General features: G+C 34.8%; 20 protein-coding genes. 9 read left to right on the top strand and 11 right to left on the bottom strand.

The features are described from left to right. Positions 1-65: 65 nt before the first annotated feature. Both ftsH and rsfS read right to left on the bottom strand, forming a co-directional pair. The gene (ftsH, locus tag Q0838_RS03175; protein WP_298951293.1) at positions 66-2,036 is read right to left on the bottom strand and encodes an ATP-dependent zinc metalloprotease FtsH; all 1,971 of its coding nucleotides are present in this window, start codon (positions 2,034-2,036) and stop codon (positions 66-68) included. Between the two features lie 66 nt (positions 2,037-2,102). Further along, positions 2,103-2,474, bottom strand: a complete 372-nt coding sequence (gene rsfS, locus Q0838_RS03170; RefSeq protein WP_298951179.1) for a ribosome silencing factor — start codon at positions 2,472-2,474, stop codon at positions 2,103-2,105. Positions 2,475-2,559: 85 nt separating this feature from the next. Between rsfS and Q0838_RS03165 the strand changes: the two genes are divergently transcribed. Beyond that, the gene (locus tag Q0838_RS03165; RefSeq protein ID WP_298951177.1) at positions 2,560-3,267 is read left to right on the top strand and encodes a biotin--[acetyl-CoA-carboxylase] ligase; all 708 of its coding nucleotides are present in this window, start codon (positions 2,560-2,562) and stop codon (positions 3,265-3,267) included. Here Q0838_RS03165 and Q0838_RS03160 read toward each other — a convergent pair. Both Q0838_RS03160 and pyrE read right to left on the bottom strand, forming a co-directional pair. Beyond that, positions 3,264-3,650 carry an SRPBCC family protein gene (locus Q0838_RS03160; RefSeq protein WP_298951174.1) on the bottom strand — a complete coding sequence of 129 codons (387 nt, stop codon included), beginning with the start codon at positions 3,648-3,650 and terminating at the stop codon, positions 3,264-3,266. The genes Q0838_RS03165 and Q0838_RS03160 overlap by 4 nt on opposite strands. Before the next feature lie 9 nt (positions 3,651-3,659). Further along, complete coding sequence (pyrE, locus tag Q0838_RS03155) at positions 3,660-4,301, bottom strand: orotate phosphoribosyltransferase (protein WP_298951171.1); 642 nt, start codon at positions 4,299-4,301, stop codon at positions 3,660-3,662. A 7-nt stretch (positions 4,302-4,308) separates the two neighbouring features. Between pyrE and Q0838_RS03150 the strand changes: the two genes are divergently transcribed. Further along, positions 4,309-4,926 carry an NUDIX domain-containing protein gene (locus tag Q0838_RS03150; protein ID WP_298951168.1) on the top strand — a complete coding sequence of 206 codons (618 nt, stop codon included), beginning with the start codon at positions 4,309-4,311 and terminating at the stop codon, positions 4,924-4,926. Here the strand turns inward: Q0838_RS03150 and Q0838_RS03145 are convergent. From Q0838_RS03145 to Q0838_RS03130, 4 genes are read right to left on the bottom strand one after another with little or no spacing between them, the layout of a single operon-like run. Next, on the bottom strand, positions 4,900-5,733 hold the full coding sequence (locus Q0838_RS03145) for a hypothetical protein (protein ID WP_298951165.1): 834 nt from the start codon (positions 5,731-5,733) through the stop codon (positions 4,900-4,902). The genes Q0838_RS03150 and Q0838_RS03145 overlap by 27 nt on opposite strands. After that, on the bottom strand, positions 5,721-7,475 hold the full coding sequence (locus tag Q0838_RS03140) for a M14 family metallopeptidase (RefSeq protein WP_298951162.1): 1,755 nt from the start codon (positions 7,473-7,475) through the stop codon (positions 5,721-5,723). Before Q0838_RS03140 ends, Q0838_RS03145 begins: the two co-directional genes overlap by 13 nt. Position 7,476: 1 nt before the next feature. Next, on the bottom strand, positions 7,477-7,929 hold the full coding sequence (gene coaD / locus Q0838_RS03135) for a pantetheine-phosphate adenylyltransferase (RefSeq protein WP_298951159.1): 453 nt from the start codon (positions 7,927-7,929) through the stop codon (positions 7,477-7,479). Continuing rightward, positions 7,929-8,909, bottom strand: coding sequence for a D-alanine--D-alanine ligase (locus Q0838_RS03130; protein WP_298951156.1), 981 nt, complete (start codon positions 8,907-8,909; stop codon positions 7,929-7,931). The genes coaD and Q0838_RS03130 overlap by 1 nt, the downstream gene beginning before the upstream one ends. 142 nt (positions 8,910-9,051) lie before the next feature. On the opposite strand from Q0838_RS03130, the gene Q0838_RS03125 reads away from it, so the two are divergent. From Q0838_RS03125 to Q0838_RS03100, 6 genes are all read left to right on the top strand, one after another. Further along, a complete protein-coding gene (locus Q0838_RS03125; protein ID WP_298951154.1) occupies positions 9,052-9,630 on the top strand; it encodes a PASTA domain-containing protein in 579 nt (192 codons plus the stop codon). Then, positions 9,630-10,670 (top strand): RluA family pseudouridine synthase, encoded by a 1,041-nt coding sequence (locus Q0838_RS03120; protein WP_298951151.1) that lies wholly within the window; start codon positions 9,630-9,632, stop codon positions 10,668-10,670. The genes Q0838_RS03125 and Q0838_RS03120 overlap by 1 nt, the downstream gene beginning before the upstream one ends. A gap of 197 nt (positions 10,671-10,867) precedes the next feature. Next, a complete protein-coding gene (yaaA, locus tag Q0838_RS03115) occupies positions 10,868-11,629 on the top strand; it encodes a peroxide stress protein YaaA (RefSeq protein ID WP_298951149.1) in 762 nt (253 codons plus the stop codon). Positions 11,630-11,645: 16 nt separating this feature from the next. Further along, the gene (gene radC / locus Q0838_RS03110; RefSeq protein WP_298951146.1) at positions 11,646-12,344 is read left to right on the top strand and encodes a DNA repair protein RadC; all 699 of its coding nucleotides are present in this window, start codon (positions 11,646-11,648) and stop codon (positions 12,342-12,344) included. After that, on the top strand, positions 12,344-13,660 hold the full coding sequence (locus tag Q0838_RS03105; protein ID WP_298951143.1) for a hypothetical protein: 1,317 nt from the start codon (positions 12,344-12,346) through the stop codon (positions 13,658-13,660). The genes radC and Q0838_RS03105 overlap by 1 nt, the downstream gene beginning before the upstream one ends. Beyond that, entirely contained in the window at positions 13,647-14,339 is a 693-nt protein-coding gene (locus tag Q0838_RS03100) for a YjjG family noncanonical pyrimidine nucleotidase (RefSeq protein WP_298951140.1), read from the top strand. The genes Q0838_RS03105 and Q0838_RS03100 overlap by 14 nt, the downstream gene beginning before the upstream one ends. Here the strand turns inward: Q0838_RS03100 and Q0838_RS03095 are convergent. Next, the gene (locus tag Q0838_RS03095; protein WP_298951137.1) at positions 14,321-15,613 is read right to left on the bottom strand and encodes a replication-associated recombination protein A; all 1,293 of its coding nucleotides are present in this window, start codon (positions 15,611-15,613) and stop codon (positions 14,321-14,323) included. The two genes, Q0838_RS03100 and Q0838_RS03095, sit on opposite strands and share 19 nt — an antisense overlap. 119 nt (positions 15,614-15,732) lie before the next feature. Between Q0838_RS03095 and Q0838_RS03090 the strand changes: the two genes are divergently transcribed. Continuing rightward, positions 15,733-16,410: a rhomboid family intramembrane serine protease gene (locus tag Q0838_RS03090; RefSeq protein ID WP_298951134.1), complete on the top strand. Its 678-nt coding sequence runs from the start codon at positions 15,733-15,735 to the stop codon at positions 16,408-16,410. 10 nt (positions 16,411-16,420) lie between these two features. Here Q0838_RS03090 and rlmB read toward each other — a convergent pair whose 3' ends face one another. Next, positions 16,421-17,155 carry a 23S rRNA (guanosine(2251)-2'-O)-methyltransferase RlmB gene (gene rlmB, locus Q0838_RS03085; protein WP_298951131.1) on the bottom strand — a complete coding sequence of 245 codons (735 nt, stop codon included), beginning with the start codon at positions 17,153-17,155 and terminating at the stop codon, positions 16,421-16,423. Between the two features lie 92 nt (positions 17,156-17,247). Continuing rightward, positions 17,248-17,994, bottom strand: coding sequence for a hypothetical protein (locus Q0838_RS03080; RefSeq protein ID WP_298951128.1), 747 nt, complete (start codon positions 17,992-17,994; stop codon positions 17,248-17,250). Positions 17,995-18,004 lie beyond the last annotated feature (10 nt).

Below are 18,004 nucleotides of genomic sequence, written 5' to 3'. Positions count from 1 at the left end.
TGCCTATGACAGCATTAATTTATAGATGAAATGTAAATATAGTTACTATTAGTTATGCTGGCAAACTATTCTTCTTCATCCACAGAGTTAGTGCTCCTTAAAATAGATCTATTAGACGATTTTAGAGAGATCGCTTCTTCTTTTATAAATGGTCGTTTTCCAAATATTTTCTCTAGATCATCTTTAAAAATAACTTCTTTTTCTAACAGTATTTCGGCGAGCTCAGTTAACTTGTCTTTGTTATCATCAAGAATTTTGATGGCTCTTTGATATTGCTCTTCTATTATTTTAGAGATCTCTTGGTCTATAACCACAGCAGTTTGTTCACTGTATGGTTTTGTCATAGAGTATTCTTGCTGGCCGCTAGAGTCATAGTAGGTAATGTTCCCTACTTTGTCGTTAAGACCATAAATGGTAACCATAGCCCTAGCTTGTTTAGTTACTTTTTCAAGATCACTTAGTGCACCGGTAGAAATATTATTAAAAATCACCTTCTCTGCAGCACGACCTCCCATAGTCGCACACATCTCATCTAGCATTTGTTCAGGACGTACAATTTGTCTTTCTTCAGGTAAGTACCATGCAGCACCTAGTGACTGTCCTCGTGGTACTATCGTTACCTTAATAAGTGGTGCAGCGTGCTCTGTCATCCAGCTTACGGTTGCGTGACCAGCTTCATGGTATGCAATAGTTTTTTTCTCTGATGGTGTAATTAATTTGTTTTTCTTTTCTAGTCCACCCACGATACGGTCTACAGCGTCTAAGAAATCTTGTTTTCCTACTGCCTTTTTACCATTTCTCGCTGCAATTAGAGCAGCTTCATTACACACATTTGCAATATCAGCGCCTGAGAAACCAGGTGTCTGCTTTGCTAAAAATGCTGTGTCTAGTTCATTTTCTACTTTTTTAAGAGGTCTTAGGTGTACTTCAAATATTTGCTCACGCTCTCTCACATCAGGAAGGTCTACATAGATCTGTCTGTCAAATCGTCCAGCACGCATCAGGGCTTTATCTAAAATGTCTGCACGGTTAGTAGCTGCTAGTACAATTACATTTGTATTAGTGCCGAATCCGTCCATTTCTGTGAGTAGTTGATTTAATGTGTTTTCTCTTTCATCGTTAGACCCAGACATGTTTGATTTACCACGAGCGCGTCCTATAGCATCTATTTCATCTATAAAAATGATCGCAGGTGATTTTTCTTTAGCTTGTTTAAATAAATCACGCACACGACTTGCACCTACACCTACAAACATTTCTACAAAATCCGAACCACTTAAAGAAAAGAAAGGCACCTTTGCTTCTCCGGCCACAGCCTTAGCAAGTAATGTTTTACCAGTACCTGGTGACCCTACAAGTAAAGCCCCTTTAGGTATTTTACCGCCTAAAGAAGTATACTTCTCTGGGTTTTTAAGGAAATCTACTATCTCCTGCACTTCTTCTTTAGCTCCTTCTAGTCCCGCAACATCTTTAAATGTTGTTTTAATATCAGTTTTTTGATCAAACAATTTGGCTTTAGATTTCCCTATATTAAAAATCTGACCACCAGCACCGCCAGAACCGCCGCCACTCATGCGCCTCATTAAAAATAACCAGATGGCTATGATAAATATAAACGGTAAAAATGAAATCAATAGATCGATAATACCTTCATCTTCACGATCAAAAACTAGTTTGGTTTCTGGGCTAGACTCATTTATTTCAAGAATTAATTTTTCTTCAAATGCCTTTGCGTCACCAAATTCTACCGTATAGTTGGGTAGTTTAATACCTCCTAATGATTTATCTTTTTTAGTAGCTTTATGTTCTTCTAGTTTTAAAGCTTCTTTAGTAAGATATACCTGCGCAATACCTCTGTTGCTAACAACAACGATACTATCCACCTGTTTTGCATCTATAGATTTAAAAAACTCTAAGTAATTTAGTTTTTCAGTTTGATTAAACGTGCTGTTAAATATATTGTACCCTATAAAAAGTAGAGCGATAGGTACTACTACCCACCATATACTGTATTTAGGTTTTCCTTGTCCAGGCATTAAGTTAGGACGTTTTTTATCTGAATCTTTCTTTTGATTTTCTGACATTACGTGGTGTGGTCTTAATTAATAAGTACTTTCTATAACTGTAGATTTTGCATCGCCCCAAAGTTCTTCAAGGTCGTAATATTCTCTAATTTGTTTTTGAAATACGTGAACTACTACGTTAACATAATCCATTAAAACCCATTCTCCTTGATCAGTACCCTCAACGTGCCATGCATTTTCATGAAGTTCTTTACGTACTCTTCTTTGAATAGAGTTTACTATTGCATTTACTTGAGTGTTAGAATTACCATTGCATATTATAAAATAACTAGTAACCGTGTTTTCTAGCTCTTTTAAATCAAGTAATATTATATTATTTCCCTTTACATCCTCTATTCCTGCAACTATTTGTGCGATAAGGGCATCTGTAGAAACTTCTTGTTTAGTCATTAAATATTTTTTGTATTCACAAATTTATTCTTTTTTTGAGCTGGATTTGCTAAATATCCCATAAACTCGTAAATAAATTTTCATTTTGCATATAGTCAAATTACATGCCACTACATCTACTAATGATGAGTTGAAATCTCGCTTTCGCGAAAGCGTACTACCGCATCTCACGGTTATCTATAGTTTAAAGCAAACTAGTGGTAAAGGGCAGCTAGGTGCTCAGTGGGTTGCTGAAGAGGGTAAAAACCTAACATTTAGCGTTTTACTCACTGAGCGCATTGCAAGTCTTACACCTTTTTTAATTAATCAAGTTGTATCTGTCAGTATTGTTGAGTGGTTAAAAAAAGATTTGCAGATTCAGTCAAAAATAAAATGGCCTAACGACATACTGTCAGTTAATCATAAATTAGCTGGTATTCTTATAGAGAATAGCTATTCGGGCAATGTTTTGTTAAGCAGCGTGGTAGGTGTAGGGATTAATGTAAATCAAAATGATTTTCAAGGATTACCCAAGGCTATTTCTTTAAAAAATATAACAGGAAAAGAATTTGAGCTGGAAGAATTATTAATAGGTTTTTTAAATATACTTAAAAGCAATTTGCGCGACCCTTTAAAGGTCGCGCAGGATTATCATAAACATTTATTTAAATACCGTCAAATAACTAGATTTGAGACTAGTGATTCCATTTTTGACGCTAGGGTAGAAGGTACAGATAAAGATGGTAAACTAATTTTAAAAGTGGGTGACCTGTTAAATGCTTACGATCTTAAAGAATTGAAATGGATCTATTAAATCTTTTCAATACCGTTTGCCAGTTGTTCTAAAAACTTTTTAATTGGACTCTTAATCATCATGGCCATCATAGCATTAAAGTCTCCGTCAAAATTAAGTTGTGCCTCTGCGCCTGTTGCTGCTTCACTAATATTACAGGTTAATGTAAATGCAAGTTTATCACTAGTAGACCCTAATACCACCGTGGAATAAGGTGTTTTTTCTTTTAGACCTAGAGCTATTTCTGGCATGCCTTTAAGACCGAATAAGAATTTGTCATCTCCTCTTAATTCAAATTTAGTGTCCTCGGGCATCAACTCCTTAAAGTTTTCAACTTTAGTTAAAAAGTTATATAGTTCTTGTGTGCTCTTTTGTGTATTTGCAATGCGGCTTTGTAAATTCATCTTGTTTAGTTATGCGTTCCAGTTACTGGGATCTTTTCTCCAGCTTTTTAATAATTCTATTTCTTCATCTTTAAAATGCCCTGCTTGTGTAGCTTGCTCTATAAGATGGTTGTAATCACTTAAAGTAGTTAGCTCTATGTTAGCTTTTTTAAAATTCTCTACTGCAAAATCAAAACCATAAGAGAAAAGTGCTACCATTCCCTTAACGTCAGCGCCATCTTCTTTTAGTGCTTCAACTGCATTTAAGCTACTTTTACCTGTGCTTATTAAATCTTCTATTACTACAACTTTTTGCTCTTTTTCTAGATGTCCTTCTATTTGATTTTTACGACCATGTTTTTTTGCCTCTGGTCTCACATAGATAAAAGGTAGGTTCATATAATCTGCTACCAGCATGCCTATTCCTATTGCTCCTGTAGCAACTCCTGCAATGACATCGGGCTTACCGTATAATTCAATTATACGTGCAGCAAGATGTTCTTTTAAGAATTTTCTAATTTCTGGATAGGAGAGAGTTACTCTATTATCACAGTAAATGGGTGAACTCCATCCGCTGGCCCAAGTGAATGGTGTTTGCGGTTGCAGTTTAATTGCCTTAATTTGCAACAATAACTCAGCAGTTTTTATTGCTATATCCTTATCTCTAACCATGGCACAAATGTATAAAGTTTTTGTGAAAGAGGTGGCTATAATCGTCACTTCAAATAAAGCAAGTTTTAAAGGTTACAATACTTTTAATATTAAAAAAGTTGATTTTCATAAGCTTATAGAGCAAATTGAAAATAAGGAGCTTAAAAATGTCGTTTTGTATTCAAAAAATGAATCTAAACTTTTAAAAAGGCTCCATAAACTGTTACCTCTAGTTATTGCTGGTGGAGGGCTGGTGTTAAATCAGGATAACGATTTCCTTTTTATACACCGTAATGGAAAATGGGACCTCCCTAAAGGTAAGGCAGAAGAAGGAGAGACTATCGAAGAGACTTCTATAAGAGAAGTTGAAGAAGAAACTGGTGTTAAAAATTTAGGGATTACTAATTATCTAGGTCATACGTACCATATCTTTTCTAGAAAGGGCAAGCTTAGATTAAAACTTACCCACTGGTTTATTATGGAAACGGACTCTGTAAAAAAATTAAAACCTCAAAAGAAAGAGGGCATAGATAAAGCAGTCTGGCTTAATAAAGAAATGGCAACCATAGCTTTAAAGGATTCTTATGCTAACATAAGAGAGCTTTTTCCTGATGATATGTTAGTTGATGACGCGAGAAAGGTCTAAGTAATGTTTCAACTGAGCAGCGTTTATCTCTATTACTATCGTGTTGTTTAAAAACTCAAATTCTTTAGGTAGTTCTACTGTTTTAGATACTCTTATTTTTTTAGAACCTTTATTTTTAAAGTTAAGAGATAGGCCTGTGTTTTCAAAAGAAGCAGTTTCAAAATGGTAGGTGGTTTTTAATAGATGGTCTGTAAACCTTTTCTGTACTTCTCCTTCAGGTAATTCTAGTGCTAGGCTAGCAACTGCTTGCTGCAGCTTTGCGTCAAAGATCTTTTTTACATCCTTTCTGTTTTCTTCTAGAATAAGATCTTTTATAAATATTTCTTTAAGTTCTGGTTTTAAATAAGTTTTTAAGACCCTTCCTTTGCTATTTGCTTTGCTGTACACTACTTCATAACTAGTAAATAGAGTAAGGTCAGTTATAAATAGTGTTTCTAAGTGAGTGAATCCTTCATTTTTTTTATCCTTACATAAAATGCGTTTTCTTCTTAAGATAAATGTCTCAAAAAGCGATTTTAAAGGTGTACCTTTCATGTAGGTAACGTCTATGAAATCTTGGGTAATTAAGCTAGTAATTTCATGATTTAAAACAAGGTGAGCACCTGTATTTGAATTAAAATTAGGAATAGAATAATCGTATGAAATCGTATCGCAATCTATCTTTTTATTTAAGATTTCATGAGATAATTCTCTAGTTATAGGATCTTTTGTTTTTGATTTTTTTAATTCAGATTTTTGTGATTCATTACAAGATAATAAAATTGCACAAAATAGAATTAAAACTATTTTGTCTACTATTTGTTCCATTTATAGATAGGATAATTAAGATGAGCAGGTTCATAATTTAAACTACGTTTATGAATCCAGTCTAGTTGTAGGTAATTATTTTGTTTAAATTTTCTATCTATCTTTTTTAAAGAGTCAAATTCTCTTTTTAAAGCTTTATTTTTTTTCAATAGCTGGCGCGCCGTTGCTTCAAAAACATAGGTAGAAAACCCTTCTTTTTGTTGTAGAATGGTGTCAAAGTAATTCCACTTAAAGAAAGAATCTGGTGCAGTAGGTTCTAGCGTTTCAATTATATACCTCATACCAGGTTGATGAGTTGGGATGATGATGTCGCTTTCGCGAAAGCGTAACTCAACAACATCTTCTTTCACATTAATATCGTGATGTGGGTAGTGACCCTCATAAGCGGTTTGTGCAGTTTTAAAATTTGCTATACGGTATTTACTGACTGTAAGTGTAGTGTCTTTAGTTAAAAATTCATATTGTATATTATTGCGACGCATTAATTCGATTACCTTCCATTGACTTTGTGGTACTACATAATAGTCTGGTATGGTTACACTGTCGGTGGCCTTATAGTAGTTATGGTAAACGGTTTTTTTATTTAAGGGTTTACTTCTATCATAAGTAAGTAAATCGTTTCCTGTAACGTCGCTCTTTCTTATTATTGCTTCATAGCCTAGAAAGTCTAATGTGTCTGCTTGCGTTTTATCGATAGAGTAATTAAGCACGTAATACGTTGATTTTTCAAACCTATTAAACGATTTTTTACGCACTTTCTTTATAAGGTCTACATTTTCAGATCCTATAGCAATCATCTCTTCCATGATAGCTTTTGTACCTAATACTCTATCCTTATATGGTTTTAACATATGTGTTTCTACCATCATGCCTAGGGTATTCCACAGGCTAGTGTATCCAGTTGAGTATCTTGGGTAATCCATGAATTGAGAAAATCCCATTACTGGAGATGCGTTGTGAACGTTCACATAAGGTGTAATAGGAAGATCACGTTGCGCAAGTCTCTTTTCTAACTGTGGTTGTAGTTGTGTGTGTAAATAATCGCCTGCAGCACCAGCTAATTTATTGTGCTGTGTAAAAAGGTGAGTTAGGGTATATTGATAGTCTGCACCATTACTTACATGGTTATCTATAAAAATGTCAGGATTTATTTTATGATAGACATCATAAAAAGCTAGTGCATTGCGAGAGTCTGCCTTTATAAAATCCCTATTAAGATCATAATTACGTGCGTTACCTCTAAAACCATATTCTTCTGGGCCATTTTGATTTGTACGTGTAGAAGAATTGCGATTTAAAGAGCCGCCTACATTATAAATGGCAATGGTACTGAAGATTAAATTCTCTGGAGCTTCTATGGCGCCTGTTGCAAGATCTCTCATGAGCATCATGGTGGCATCTATACCGTCACTTTCTCCTGGGTGGATTCCATTATTTATTAATATTTTAATTTTATCTTCATGAGCGCTATTCCAGTTGATCTTACTATTAGAAAAGCTTACTAAATGTAAAGGTTTCCCGCTGTCGGTCTGTCCTATTTCTTCCATCTCGATGTTAGAAAAGTCGGTAGAGAGTTCTTTGTAAAATTTAATAACTTCTTTATAGGTAGCGGTTTGATTACCGTTACCTAGTTCAAATGCAGTTGGGTATTCTTTGGTTTCTTGTAGTGCTTCTATGGGGTTATTCTCATTACAAGAGTGGAGTAGCAGTGCTGCGGTAAGTAGTACTATAAGTTTTTTCATATTATTTTCTAACTGTGTCTGGAACTAAACTAGTGTAATCACCATTATTTCTAATGACATCTCTTACTATAGAAGAAGAGATGTAACTTTTTCCAGAACTGGTAAGTAAAAACACGGTTTCTATATCAGATAGTTTTCTGTTTGTGTGAGCGATGGCTTTTTCAAATTCAAAATCGGCCGGATTGCGCAGTCCTCTTAATATAAATGCAGACTGTTGTTGTTTACAAAAATCTATGGTAAGTCCAGAGTAGGTCATTACCTTTATCTTTGTTTCATGTTTAAAAGATTCTTCTATAAAACGCTTGCGCTGCTCTAAGGAGAACATGTATTTTTTATCGGCATTAACTCCTATAGCGATAATTATCTCGTCAAAAAGGCCTAGACCTCTCTCTATAATATCATAGTGACCTAATGTTATAGGGTCAAAACTTCCTGGAAAAACGGCTCTTTTCATTAGTTGTGGTGCTTAATGGTGTTTTCAATAATCTCTGTAAATACATTTTTCATAGTATCTCCAGACGCTCTTATTTGCTGTGGTATAATACTTTCTTCACTCATTCCAGGATTAGTATTAATCTCAATAAAATGAGGTGTGCCGTTGTGAAAAATAAAGTCTGCACGTGCTAGGCCCTTAAGTTTTAATACTTGGTAAATACGTCTAGTTGTTTCTTGGACTACACGTGTGTTAGTGTCAGTAATGCGTGCAGGTGTTATTTCTTTAGATTTCCCTTGATACTTTGCTTCATAATCAAAGAAGTCATTTTCACTAACAATTTCTGTAGGCAGTAGGACCTTTATCTCATTATCTATTTGATAGGCGCCTACAGATACTTCTACACCATCTAGAAAGGACTCTATAATAATCTCATCGTCTACTTTAAACGCTATCTCTAGTGCGGCATCCATGTCCTTTGTTTTGTAAACCTTTGTTACACCAAAACTGCTGCCGCTGCGATTTGCTTTTACAAAGCAAGGTAGACCTATATTACGTGCTATAATTTCAGCATCTATTTGATCACCATGGTTTAAGTACATGTGATTTCCAGTCGTGATATTCCATGGTTTGAGTATAGCGATACAATCTCTTTTATTAAAGGTAATAGCACTTTGATAAGAGTCACAAGATGTTTGTGAAATATTTAAAAGCTCTAACATGGCTTGTATTTTTCCATCTTCTCCTGGAGTACCATGAATAGTGTTATAACAACAGTCAAAGTAGACTTTGTCCCCATTTACGGTAAGACTAAAATCATTTTTATCTATTTCATGACACTTACCAGCCGCATCTTTATAATGCCAGCTGTCTTTTAAAATAGCAACTGGATATACATTATATAAGGTAGAGTCTAAGTTTTGAGTAATGACAGCACCACTCTTCATAGAGATTTCCCACTCATGAGAATAGCCGCCCATTAAAACTGCGATGTTTTTCATTTATTTAATTTATTAAACAAGCTTAAACAACAAAGTTAAAAAAGATGTCGTTCTAAGAACGTTTTCTATCCTTATCTTTGTTCTTTTATTAACGGTTTTAGAAAAATACATCTTTTCGAGCCTATAAAATCATTTTATCCTTATGAATTTCTTCAGATTCATTTTTACTAAAGCCTTTTGGATCCAAGTAGTTATTGCTGGGCTGGTGACTGTTTTATTATGTTTTGCTTATTTATTCTGGCTGGACTGGTACACTAATCACGATCAGGAAATTAAAGTACCTAACCTAGAAAAACTGACACTTACTCAAGTAGACCAGCAACTAGAACAGTTTAACCTGCGTCGCAAGATTATCGATAGTTCTAGTTTTAATCCTGCTTATGCACCTAGAACGGTAATAGAACAAGATCCACTAGCAGGTAAGTTAGTAAAAGAGAATAGACAGGTGTATATTAAATTAAATGCGTCTGGTTATGGAAAAGTTACTGTTCCTAATTTGATATATAAAACTAAAAGGCAGGCTATACCTACCTTAGAAGCGTTAGGATTTAAAATAGGCGATATTACTTATAAGCCCAACATTGCAGAAAATACCGTCCTAGAAATGCGCTATAAGGGTAAGAAACTTGAGCCAGGAACACAATTAAATAAAACCTCTACTATAGACCTAGTCTTAGCGGACGGTCGCAACCCTTCAACAACTCTAGAATCTAGCAATTAATGAATAACGAGTTAGGAAAAGACGCATTAGGAGAGAAAAAGAAACACGAACATCACCATTTTACGGCAGGTAGTGGGCAAGATCCTTTACGTATCGATAAATACTTAATGAATTTTATAGAGAACGCAACACGTTCTAAAATTCAACAAGGGATAAAAGAAGGCGCAGTTACCGTAAATGGAGAGGTTGTAAAATCTAATTATAAAGTAAAACCTTATGATGATATAAGAGTTTTATTTGACCATCCGCCGCATGAATCACTTCTTGTGGCTGAAGATATTCCATTAAATGTCGTTTATGAAGATGACCACTTAGTAGTCGTTAATAAGCCTGCTGGCATGGTAGTGCACCCAGGACATGGAAATTATTCAGGTACTTTAATTAATGCTCTGATTCACCATTTTGATAATTTACCTAATAATACCAGTAATAGACCAGGGCTGGTACATAGAATAGATAAAGATACCAGTGGTTTACTAGTCGTTGCAAAAACAGAAGAAGCCATGGCGCATCTATCTGCTCAATTTGCGGCAAAGACCAGTGAGAGAGAATATATCGCGATAGTATGGGGTAACTTTACAGAGCCTAAAGGAACCGTAGAAGGTAACATAGGACGCCACCCTAAAAACCGTTTACAAAACACTGTATGGTTAGGTGAAGATGCTTATAAAGGTAAGGTCGCAGTTACACACTATGAGGTGACAGAAGATTTAGGTTATGTAAGCGTTATAAGCTGTCGTCTAGAAACCGGTCGTACACATCAAATACGTGTACACATGAAATTTATAGGACACACCCTATTTAATGACGAGCGTTATGGAGGTGATAAAATTCTTAAAGGAACTAACTTTACTAAGTACAAACAGTTTGTAGATAATTGTTTTAAAGTATTACCGCGTCAGGCATTACATGCTAGAACACTAGGTTTTGAGCACCCACATACTAAGGAGTGGATGAGTTTTACAAGCGAGGTTCCTTCTGACATGGTAGAGTGTATCGATAAATGGCGTGTATATGCTACTAACTCAAAAGATATGTAAATGAAGGATGGTTGTCTCGCTTTCGCGAAAGCGGGATAGTTTCTCACCTAGTGCTGTGGTTATAATTAAGACATAATATTAAACTATGATAAACACATAAATCATAGTCATTACTTATTCACGTATCAAGAACTTAACTTTATTTTGAGTGCTTAATCCCAATACCCATAGTATTTTTACCACTCAAAATACAAGTCATGAAAATCTTACTTTCTCCAGCAAAATCACTTGATTATAAAACAGATTTGCCTACTAACAGAGCTACACAGCCTTTATTTGTAGAAGATGCCATTAAGATAAATGCAAAGTTAGAACGCATGAGTAAAGGTGAAGTAGGTGAATTAATGCATATATCTGATAAGCTAGCAGACCTGAATTACCAGCGCTACAAAAGTTTTGAGTCAGATTTTAATACAAAAAATGCGCGTCCAGCGATTTATGCCTTTTCTGGAGATGTGTATACTGGTTTTAATGCTTATGATCTAGATACTCAACATTTAGATTATGCACAAGAGAACATACGTATTCTATCTGGAATGTACGGTTACTTGAGACCATTAGATTTATTACAACCTTATCGCTTAGAAATGGGTACTTCTTTACCTATAGAAAATAATAAGAACCTCTATGAATTCTGGAAAGATAAAATCACGCCAGCATTAAATAAAGAAATTAAAGAAGGAGAGTTATTAGTTAATCTAGCTAGTAATGAGTACTTTAAGGCTATAGATAAAAAACAACAGCAGGGTACTTTAATTTCTCCTGTTTTTAAGGACTTTAAAAACGGTAAATTAAAAATCATATCTTTCTTTGCAAAAAGAGCTAGAGGTACAATGGCAAGATATCTAGTAGAAAATAAGATCGATACCTTAAAAGGTATTCAGTCATTTGCAATGGATGATTATAAATACTCTGAGCAAGAAACCCTTAAAGAAAACGAGCCAGTTTTTGTGAGATAAGTTCTATCTTTATTTCATGGAAGAAGAAAAAGTTCATTTTTCTATTAAAGACTGGTCGCTCAACGATAGGCCTCGAGAAAAATTATTACATAAAGGTAGTTCATCACTTTCTGAGGCAGAGTTAATTGCTATTTTAATAGGTAGCGGTACACGTAAAATGAGTGCCGTAGAATTAAGTCGCATAATAGTTAATGATGCTCAAAACTCATTAGATATCTTAGGTAAAAAAAGCCTTAAAGAACTTATGAAGTATAAGGGAATAGGTGAGGCTAAGGCCATTACCATCGCAGCCGCTATGGAATTAGGTAAACGTCGTGCTATGGAAATGCCTATAAAATTACCTAAGATTACATCCAGTAACGACGCTTTTAAAATATTGCAGCCTATCTTAGGTGAATTACCACATGAAGAATTCTGGATCTTACTGTTAGATAATAGTCATAAAGTTTTAGAGAAAAAAAACGTAAGTATAGGTGGTATAACTGGTACTCTAGTAGACACAAGGCTAGTTTTTAAAAAAGCCATAGAAGCAGGTGCTGTCGCTATGGTGTTGTCTCATAATCACCCTAGTGGTAATTTAAAACCTAGTCATCAAGATAAAGCCCTTACTATGAAACTGGTAGAAGCAGGTAAGTTATTAGATATTAAAGTTTTAGATCATTTAATTATAACACAGCAGGGCTTTTATAGTTTTGCAGACGAAGGCCTGATGTAATGATATTAGTCTACTGTTCTCACATAACACCTAGAAAGGAGTATATTTTTAAGCATATTTTCCGTAGAATGATGATGCAAGAATTTAAATTCACATCACAGGTAAGTGAATTTGTAAGTCACTCTGGTGTGAAATTAAGTTATGGAGTTAAACCACTAGGAGATGAGCTTTTTATATGGTCTCAAGGCCTACTAGATGAAACCGGTATAGATGATCACGAGATCGAGTTCTATAAATGGGACGAGTTGCCCATATTTTTTAAAGCACCAGTAAGAAGTGATGTTCCTTTTGATATATTTTCAGCTGCGTTTTATTTAATTACTCGATACGAAGAGTATTTACCACAAGTAAAGGACGATTTAGGTAGGTATAGTGCTAAGGAAAGTGCAGCTGTGCAAGGTTGTTTTATTCTTATTCCATTAGTTGATTTATGGGTAAGAAAACTTCTAGATATATTGAATAGAAACTTTGACGTCTCATTAACAAGAAAACAGAAACTTAAGACCACTGTTGCCATAGAGGTGTCTTCTTTTTTTAAATATCGAGGTAGAGGAGCTCTTGAAAATTATTTGATGCTTTATAATCACTTTAGAAAATTTAAAATAAGACCCTTTTTTAAACAGATTTTAGTACTCACTGGTTTTAAGGTAGATCCTTTTAAAAACTATGAAGAGTTAATCGCGACTATAAGAAAGAAATGGAAATACGGTAAGAAATCTACTAATGCAGCACATAACATGATTTTCTTTTTTCATTTAGGCAGCTATAACCGCGTCGATAATGGTATTAATTATACCTCTAGAAAGTACCGCGAGGCTATTAAACAAATAGGTGATTATCTAGATATAGGTTTGCGATTTTCATTTTATTGTAAGGATAAGGAGGTGTTACAACAAGGCAGGAAGTTTGAAGAAATATCTAACAGATCTTTGCACAAAACTATGGCAGCATACTCTAAAATTGCAACACCTGGTCATTATAAACAGTTAGTAGACATAGAAAAACTAGAAGATTATAGCATGGGGTATGAATCTATGCCTGGTTTTAGAGCTAGTACCAGTCATCCTTTTTACTTCTATGATTTAGATTATGAAGTGCAAACTCCTCTTTTAATATACCCATATGCTTTGCATTATAAAAGTATTTCTGGTAATATGCTCAATGGACAAAAGCAAGTAGTCCAACAATTAAAACGTAGGGTAGAAGAAGTGTCAGGGCATTTTATTGTTATGTTTAATTACGCACAATTTGAGAAAGGATTAAAAACTCACGCGACTACCACATTAGAATATATATACGATAATGAAGTTTCATAATATAGAACACGTTTTTTTTGATCTAGATCATACCCTTTGGGATTTTAATCTCAATAGTAAATTAACCTATAAGCAAATTTTTAAAGAGCATCATATTGATCTAAATTTAGATAAATTCATAAGTATTTATGAGCCACTTAATTTACAGTTTTGGCGCATGTTTAGGGAAAACAAAATCTCTAAAGAAGATTTACGTTTTCAACGGCTTAAAACCGCTTTTGATGCGTGTGATTATCCATTAAAAGATGCGCAAATACATCTCTTTGCAGATTTATATATAAAATACCTGCCCCATCATAATCATTTATTTGACGGTTGTATAGAACTTTTAGATGCCTTGTATGATAAGTATCAATTGCATGTAATCACTAATGGATTTAATGGTGTACAACAAGATAAAATAAAGAATTCTGGATTATCTAAATATTTTAAGGTGGTTCTTACCGGCGAGACAGCAGGAGTAAAAAAACCAGCGCCACAAATCTTTCATAAAGCACTAGAAATGGCCGGCGCCACGATAGAAAACAGCATTATGATAGGTGACAGTCTAGAAGCAGATATTAAAGGAGCTCAAAATATCGGTCTTCCTACTATATGGTTTCATGTTACAAATGAAGAAATAAAAGAAGGAGAAGTAGTAGTACATCACCTTAAAGATATTTATTCTTTACTGTTGTAATCATAATGATCTTTCCAGCGTTTTTGTAAAAAATCTCTTTGTGATTGTTCCCTAGGGTTATTGCCAGGTTCATAGAATTTTGTTTTGCTTATCGCAGTAGGTAGAAAATCATAAGTGGCAAAATTACCTGGATGGTCATGTGCATATTTATATTCTTCACCATAACCTAATTCCTTCATAAGTTTTGTGGGTGCGTTTCTCAGTCCTAATGGTACAGATAAATCGCCAGTTTCTTTTACGGCACGTTGAGCGTTTCCTATCGCCATGTAACTCGCATTGCTTTTCAGTGAGGTGGCTAGATAAATGGCACACTGACTCAATATAATACGTGATTCTGGATAACCTATGGTAGATACTGCCTGAAAAGTGTTATTTGCCATGATTAAGGCAGTAGGATTTGCATTACCTATATCTTCAGACGATAGAATAAGCATCCTGCGCGCTATAAATTTTAAATCCTCTCCACCTTCTATCATTCTCGCTAGCCAGTAAACAGCTGCGTTAGGATCGCTGCCTCTTATAGATTTTATAAAAGCACTTATGATATCATAATGTTGCTCACCAGTTTTGTCATACCTAGCAGGATTAGCCTGTACTTGGGACAGTACCATTTTATTAGTGATTATAATAGTATCCTCAGTTTGTGCATTAATTACTAATTCAAAAACATTAAGCAGCTTTCTGGCATCGCCACCGCTTATTCTTATCAAAGCATCGGTTTGTGCTATTTTGATATTTTTTTTTGATAATACGTCATCGATTTTTATAGCTCTGGTTAGTAGATTTTCTAAGTCCGCTTTCGCGAAAGCGTCTAAAACATAAACCTGACAGCGAGATAAAAGCGCCGGTATGACTTCAAAACTTGGGTTTTCTGTGGTAGCACCTATAAGTGTAACCCAACCCTTTTCTACAGCACCTAATAAGGAGTCTTGCTGCGATTTACTGAAACGGTGTATCTCGTCTATGAATAATATTGGGTTTTTTGCGGTAAAAAGCCCACCAGAATTCTTTGCCTTTTCTATTACCTCTCTTATATCCTTTACACCACTATTTATAGCGCTTAGTATATAAAATGGTCGTTTACTCTCTGCAGCTATAATCTGTGCAAGCGTAGTTTTTCCAGTACCTGGTGGACCCCATAAAATTAATGAAGGTGTCGTCCCATTGATAATGTGTTGCCTTAAAGTTCCTTTATCACCTACTAGATGTTGCTGGCTTAGGTATTGATTAAGATTAGTAGGACGTATACGTTCTGCTAGAGGTGTGTTTTGCATGGGGCTAATTTAAAGTTTCTATCCTGTGCATACAATTGGATTAACAATAGTTTTGTCCTTTATGTCATGACATTGTTGGTAGATTGAGATTTGGCTTCTATATTGATAGATTTGTTTTAATGGAAGATTCTGATTATTTTAAATTTGACATAGTAACCGTATTTCCGGCATTACTATTTGTGCTTATTATGTGGACGGTGTATTGGTTAGAAATTAAATTTAACTTTCGGTTTAACAGATATGGTATACAACCACAAGTGGTCTCGGGATTGCAAGGTATTCTATTCGGTCCGTTTATTCATTCAGGTCTTAAACATTTATGGAGCAATTCTTTACCTAGTCTTGTACTTATAACAGCTTTGTTCTTTTTCTATAGAAGAATTAGCTTATTTGTTTTGATAATAGGACTTCTTTTAACCGGTATTCTTACCTGGTTAATAGGTAGACCATCTTATCATATAGGTGCGAGTGGAGTGGTATATATGTTAACAGCTTTTTTGTTTTTTAAGGGATTGTTTACGGGACATTATAAACTGTTGGCATTAAGTTTTTTAGTCGCTTTTTTCTATGGAAGTATGGTGTGGTATGTTTTACCTATAGAGCAAGGCATCTCTTGGGAAGGTCATATGAGTGGAGCCATCTCTGGAATAGTCCTTGCAATTTTTACAAAAAATAAACTCCCACAAAAGAAAAAGTATTTGTGGGAGTTAGAACATTATAATGAAGATGAAGATCCTTTTATGCGTCATTTTGATGAAAACGGAAACTTCATTGACATCTCTCAAGAAGAAGAGTAGGGCTGCACGCTTATAGCTTCTGTCTTACTACTTCATATAACATGGCACCGCATGCTACAGATACGTTTAATGAGGCTATGTCTCCTTGCATAGGTAATTTTACTACGTGATCTAGAACTTTTAAGGTAGAAGGATTTATACCTCTGTCTTCACTACCCATTACTATGGCCAGTGGTATGTTAAGATCCACATCATAAATTAAATCTGTAGTTTTCTCATTTGCTCCAGCAGTTTTTACTCCATAGGCTTGTAATAAAAATACCGCATCTTTTATATGGTTTACCTTACAAATAGGCATATTAAATACCGCACCAGCACTTGTTTTTACGGTAGCTGCATTTACAGGTGCGCTTCCTTTTTCTGATACTATAATCGCGTTTACTCCAGTACACGCTGCTGTGCGTATAATGGCGCCAAAATTTCTAACATCTGTTACTCCATCTAATAATAAGAACAATGGTTTACTAGCCATATCTGTTCCTTCTAATAAGGTTTCTAAATCATGAAAGTCAACTGGTGATATACTTGCAGCGGCACCTTGATGATTGCCACCCTTTGAGAGGTGATCTAGTTTTTCAGACGGGACATAGGATACGGTAATGTTGTTTTTACGTGCGGTGTTTTGCAGCTGGTGCATGAGAACACCGTCAGCTTCTTTAAGAAGGTATAGTTTAGAGATTTCTTTATTACTCTCTATGGCTTCTATAATTGCTCTTATCCCGTAAATGTATGTAGTCTTTTCCATGCTGCAAAGGTAGTAGTAATTATTTGAGTTTATTGCATAAAAAAACCCAAGCCTTAAGCTTGGGTTTCTAAAATAATAAAGTGTATCAATAATTATTGATTCACACAGAAAGGTACTTCTTGCCTTGGGCCGAATGCACCACCACCTGTGGCATAAGTAATAATGGAACAAGTAATTGTAAAATCTCCAGTTACATTTTGGTCTACTTGACCATCACCAAATGTATCAGTGATAACTGCAGTATAGCAACCATCTTCTAAGAAAATATCTTCTGTAACTGTTTGAACACCATCTGCTAACTGGCCTGCAACTAATTCATACACTACGTTTTGCATATCATCTAGAATTTGAAATCCAGTTTCTGATGCAAAACTATCTGTATTGATAGTAAGTATTACGTCGTTACATACAATTTCACGGAAATATGATACTGTAGCTATTTCATTATATGCTGTTGCACCTTCAGAAGGAGTAATTTGTATTAATGCGGTTCTTACGTCACCATCATTTCCACCTATTTGATCAAAATCTATACTGATATCAATAGTTCCTTCATAAGTATTAGCAGGTATTACCACATTTCCTAAAGTGATTGCATTTGCATCATCAGCTTCAGAAACAGAGACGTTGAAACTTCTGCTCTCTGTAGAAATAGTAGTAACAGTTACGGGCAAGGTAATTGTTTTTCCTTCTGTTGGTACTGATGTTTCAATACTTGTTTGAGCAAATGCTACAGCAGTCTGTCCGTTCACATTATCAAACTGCTCTTGTGAATCAGGGTCACAAGATATCAAAATTGCTGCCAAGCTAATTCCTAATATTTTAAAATAGTTTTTCATTTTGTTTTTG

Source organism: uncultured Nonlabens sp., assembly GCF_947495285.1.
In the GTDB taxonomy this organism is placed as follows: domain Bacteria; phylum Bacteroidota; class Bacteroidia; order Flavobacteriales; family Flavobacteriaceae; genus Nonlabens.
This window is presented reverse-complemented; position numbering and strand designations above follow the sequence as displayed.

Excerpts from the sequence above, each read along its gene's own strand:
- ftsH (WP_298951293.1), bottom strand. The coding sequence starts at position 2,036 with ATGCCTGGACAAGGAAAACCTAAATACAGTATATGGTGGGTAGTAGTA.
- rsfS (WP_298951179.1), bottom strand. The coding sequence starts at position 2,474 with ATGACTAAACAAGAAGTTTCTACAGATGCCCTTATCGCACAAATAGTT.
- Q0838_RS03160 (WP_298951174.1), bottom strand. The coding sequence starts at position 3,650 with ATGAATTTACAAAGCCGCATTGCAAATACACAAAAGAGCACACAAGAA.
- pyrE (WP_298951171.1), bottom strand. The coding sequence starts at position 4,301 with ATGGTTAGAGATAAGGATATAGCAATAAAAACTGCTGAGTTATTGTTG.
- Q0838_RS03150 (WP_298951168.1), top strand. The coding sequence starts at position 4,309 with ATGTATAAAGTTTTTGTGAAAGAGGTGGCTATAATCGTCACTTCAAAT.
- Q0838_RS03145 (WP_298951165.1), bottom strand. The coding sequence starts at position 5,733 with ATGGAACAAATAGTAGACAAAATAGTTTTAATTCTATTTTGTGCAATT.
- Q0838_RS03140 (WP_298951162.1), bottom strand. The coding sequence starts at position 7,475 with ATGAAAAAACTTATAGTACTACTTACCGCAGCACTGCTACTCCACTCT.
- coaD (WP_298951159.1), bottom strand. The coding sequence starts at position 7,929 with ATGAAAAGAGCCGTTTTTCCAGGAAGTTTTGACCCTATAACATTAGGT.
- Q0838_RS03130 (WP_298951156.1), bottom strand. The coding sequence starts at position 8,909 with ATGAAAAACATCGCAGTTTTAATGGGCGGCTATTCTCATGAGTGGGAA.
- Q0838_RS03125 (WP_298951154.1), top strand. The coding sequence starts at position 9,052 with ATGAATTTCTTCAGATTCATTTTTACTAAAGCCTTTTGGATCCAAGTA.
- Q0838_RS03120 (WP_298951151.1), top strand. The coding sequence starts at position 9,630 with ATGAATAACGAGTTAGGAAAAGACGCATTAGGAGAGAAAAAGAAACAC.
- yaaA (WP_298951149.1), top strand. The coding sequence starts at position 10,868 with ATGAAAATCTTACTTTCTCCAGCAAAATCACTTGATTATAAAACAGAT.
- radC (WP_298951146.1), top strand. The coding sequence starts at position 11,646 with ATGGAAGAAGAAAAAGTTCATTTTTCTATTAAAGACTGGTCGCTCAAC.
- Q0838_RS03105 (WP_298951143.1), top strand. The coding sequence starts at position 12,344 with ATGATATTAGTCTACTGTTCTCACATAACACCTAGAAAGGAGTATATT.
- Q0838_RS03100 (WP_298951140.1), top strand. The coding sequence starts at position 13,647 with ATGAAGTTTCATAATATAGAACACGTTTTTTTTGATCTAGATCATACC.
- Q0838_RS03095 (WP_298951137.1), bottom strand. The coding sequence starts at position 15,613 with ATGCAAAACACACCTCTAGCAGAACGTATACGTCCTACTAATCTTAAT.
- Q0838_RS03090 (WP_298951134.1), top strand. The coding sequence starts at position 15,733 with ATGGAAGATTCTGATTATTTTAAATTTGACATAGTAACCGTATTTCCG.
- rlmB (WP_298951131.1), bottom strand. The coding sequence starts at position 17,155 with ATGGAAAAGACTACATACATTTACGGGATAAGAGCAATTATAGAAGCC.
- Q0838_RS03080 (WP_298951128.1), bottom strand. The coding sequence starts at position 17,994 with ATGAAAAACTATTTTAAAATATTAGGAATTAGCTTGGCAGCAATTTTG.